Origin of the sequence: Halogeometricum sp. CBA1124 (assembly GCF_009741955.1) — an archaeon.
GTDB classification, from domain to species: Archaea; Halobacteriota; Halobacteria; order Halobacteriales; family Haloferacaceae; genus Halogeometricum; species Halogeometricum rufum.
Map to the genome: position 1 here is coordinate 1 of NZ_WPCD01000299.1, position 2,926 is coordinate 2,926.

5 protein-coding genes are annotated in these 2,926 nt (G+C 68.4%); 4 read left to right on the forward strand and 1 reads right to left on the reverse strand.

The genetic code is table 11. The features are described 5' to 3' along the window. The 3 genes from GJ632_RS20675 to GJ632_RS22605 all read left to right on the forward strand — a co-directional run. Positions 1 to 940, forward strand: a 940-nt coding sequence (locus tag GJ632_RS20675) for a TraB/GumN family protein (RefSeq protein WP_197428132.1), incomplete at its 5' end; no start/stop codon positions are given. Positions 941 to 1,022: 82 nt separating this feature from the next. Then, positions 1,023 to 1,664 (forward strand): metalloprotease, encoded by a 642-nt coding sequence (locus GJ632_RS20680; RefSeq protein WP_191453906.1) that lies wholly within the window; start codon positions 1,023 to 1,025, stop codon positions 1,662 to 1,664. Positions 1,665 to 1,895: 231 nt separating this feature from the next. Beyond that, positions 1,896 to 2,084, forward strand: coding sequence for a hypothetical protein (locus GJ632_RS22605; protein ID WP_197428133.1), 189 nt, complete (start codon positions 1,896 to 1,898; stop codon positions 2,082 to 2,084). A gap of 149 nt (positions 2,085 to 2,233) precedes the next feature. Here the strand turns inward: GJ632_RS22605 and GJ632_RS20690 are convergent, their stop codons facing one another. Beyond that, complete coding sequence (locus GJ632_RS20690) at positions 2,234 to 2,482, reverse strand: hypothetical protein (protein ID WP_089810491.1); 249 nt, start codon at positions 2,480 to 2,482, stop codon at positions 2,234 to 2,236. 231 nt (positions 2,483 to 2,713) lie between these two features. Here GJ632_RS20690 and GJ632_RS24415 point away from each other — a divergent pair. Continuing rightward, on the forward strand, positions 2,714 to 2,926 hold a 213-nt coding region (locus GJ632_RS24415; protein WP_191453907.1), incomplete at its 3' end, for a hypothetical protein.

Consider the following 2,926-nt stretch of genomic DNA (forward strand, 5'->3'; position numbering starts at 1 on the left):
GTTCGCCGTCCGCGTCGTCGGCAGTCTCTCCCTGGGCATCGGCGTCGGTCTGTTGCTCGCCGGCCTCGCCGCGACGCTCGCGACGGCGTTCGGCATGGGTCCCGACGAGGACGTCGAGGAGATGGACGAGATGGACATCAGCGCGATGACCGACACGGACGTGGTCAGCGCGATGATGGAGGAGTTCCGCGAGTTCTCCCCCGGCGGCGCGCAGGCCCTCATCGACGAACGCGACGCGTACATCGCGCACCGACTGGTCGGACTCCGGCAGTCCGGCCTGCACGTCGTCGCCGTCGTGGGCGCGGGCCACCGCGAGGGCATCGAGCGCTACCTCGCCAACCCACAGGAGTTGCCGCCGATGGAGTCGCTGACGGGGACGCCCTCCGGCGGCCTCCCGTGGGCGAAGATAGTCGGCACGGGCATCTCCGTCGCCGTCGTCGCGTTCTTCGGCCTGTTGGCGCTCTCGACGGCCGGTAACGACACGCTCCTCCGCCTGTTCGGCGCGTGGTTCCTCGTCAACGGTGCGTTCGCGGCCGGACTGGCGAAGGCGGCGGGCGCGCGGTGGCCCTCGGCGCTGGTCGGCGGCGCCGTCGCGTGGATGACCTCCATCAACCCGTTCCTCGCTCCCGGGTGGTTCACGGGCTACATGGAACTGCAGTACCGTCCGGTCAACGTCGGCGACATCAACCGCCTCAACGAACTGCTGGCCGACGAGGAGACGCCCCTCGGCGAACTCGTCGGCGACATGTTCGACGTCCCCCTGTTCCGACTCATCATGGTCGTCGCGGCGACGAACATCGGCAGCATCGTCGCCTCGGCGCTGTTCATCGGCTACGTGCTCCCGCTCTTCGCCCTCGACCTGGGCGGTCCGTCGGGCATCATCGACCTGATGTTCGAGGGCGCGCGCAACGGCTGGGACATCCTCGTCGGCCTCGTCTGACGGCGTCCCCGCGCACCGGCGAGGACGGCCGAACCCGCAAGGCCCATCCCGCCGCCGACCGAACGGTCGGCGACGCGAACACATGAGTACGAACACCTCGCTCAGTTTCAGCTCCAGCGAACTCCGTGACCTCGCCGTCGCGTGGGTCGCCCTCGGTCTCGCCTTCGCCATCTTCTTCGCCGGCGGCGGCATGCGCGCCATCGCCAACGTCGCCGGCGGCGGACTGGTCGGTCCGTTCCTCGTCAGCCTCCTCACCGCCGGCATCGGCTTTCTCCTGCACGAACTCGCGCACAAGGTGGTCGCCGTCCGCTTCGGGCAGGTGGCGGAGTTCCGCGCGGACTACGGCATGCTGTTTCTCGCCGTGATGAGTTCGCTCGCCGGCTTCATCTTCGCCGCGCCGGGAGCCGTCTACCATCGGGGCATGCTCACCGACCGCGAACACGGACTCATCGCGCTGGCGGGCCCCGTCACCAACCTCCTCCTCGCGGCGTTGTTCCTCCCCGTCCTCCTCGTCGGCGTCCTCGGCGGGTCGGAGTTCGTCGGCCTCGTCGGCTCCCGCGGCGTCACCATCAACGTGTTCCTCGCCGCGTTCAACATGCTGCCGTTCGGCGCGCTCGACGGCAACACCGTCGTCTCGTGGAGCAAGACGGTGTTCGTCGCCGTGTTCGTCCCCTCGGTGCTGTTGACGCTCGGTCTGTTCGTCTTCGGCGGCGGCCTGTTCTGACGGGTCACCGCTGGGTTTCGTTCGCCCGACGGTCGACGGCAGAGTGATAGTCCCCCACGAGAGACGCCGCCACGGGCCGTCGAACGACAGACGGCATGGACCCCCTCGAACTGCTGGGCAACGAGATTCGCATCGACGTCCTCAGCGAACTCGCCGAGGCGAACGCCCCGCTCTCCTTCACCTCACGAGACTCTGCGAGTACTTCGTCCGCGGCGTGCCCGAGGGTACGAGTTGGGCCACGCCGGGACGCGCGTCGTCGACGTCGCGGGCGGCGAGGGGACGGGTGCCCGCGCCGCGGCATCGGCGGACTCGGAGTCGGAGACGGGAAGCGAAACCTCGGACGCAACGGAGTGTCCGGTCTGCGGCGACGACGACTGCGAGAAGCTCTTTCACGTCCATCTGACGCCGCCGTGGGAGTGACGCGCGGCGCGAGCGGTGGGAAACGCCGTGCGAGCGGCGGGAATCGGCGAGTAGCGGCGCGTGGCGGTGGACGAACGACGGAGGGGGGGGACCTGTCGCGCCTCTCGGCGCGACGTTCGCGCGTGACGGTGGTGGGTGGGTTAGCGTCGTCAGTCTCGACCGTAGCCGTGGCCCGCGACGAGGGCGAACAGGTTACAGGCGAGCAGGCCCGCGAAGCGGAGCATCTCCGCCTGTTCGAGTCCCCCGGCGAGGAGGGGGAGGTACGTCAGCGGGAGCAGGATGGCCGCCCAGAACGTCACCGTCTCCGCGGAGCGGAGGGTGAGGCGGGCGGCGGAGTTGGCGAGGCCGATGCTACGTCGGACGGACGAGTTTTCGAGGGTGGAGGGGACGCTTGACATCGTTGGTTACCGTCAGCGATTCCTACGTGTCGACCCCACATATAATCGACAGAGACTTACCGTTATTTTCGGACCGTTCACAGTACTGTCGGACGTTTCACCGACGTTTCACGAGCGCCTCAGAAATCCTTAGACCGTTTACGAACGGTTTTGCGTTAGTCTCTCAGAATCGTGTCAGTCCGTGTCGTGACGCGGTTCCGAAAGCGAGTTTCAGAGTGCCTAGCCGGGTAGTTGGAGCCGCGTACCAAAGACCCCTCCGCGGGCCGTCCCCGGTTCGGTCACCGGTCGGGTCTGGCGCGCGGCGACGGGGCGTCTCGCGCGCGGTGGACGGGCACCTTTTTCCCCTCCGACCGCGCGCCTTCGGACATGACCGGGAACGACGCGGGCGAGGGTCCCGCGGACGAGGCTGACGAGGAGGAACTGACCTACGCGGACGCCGGCGTC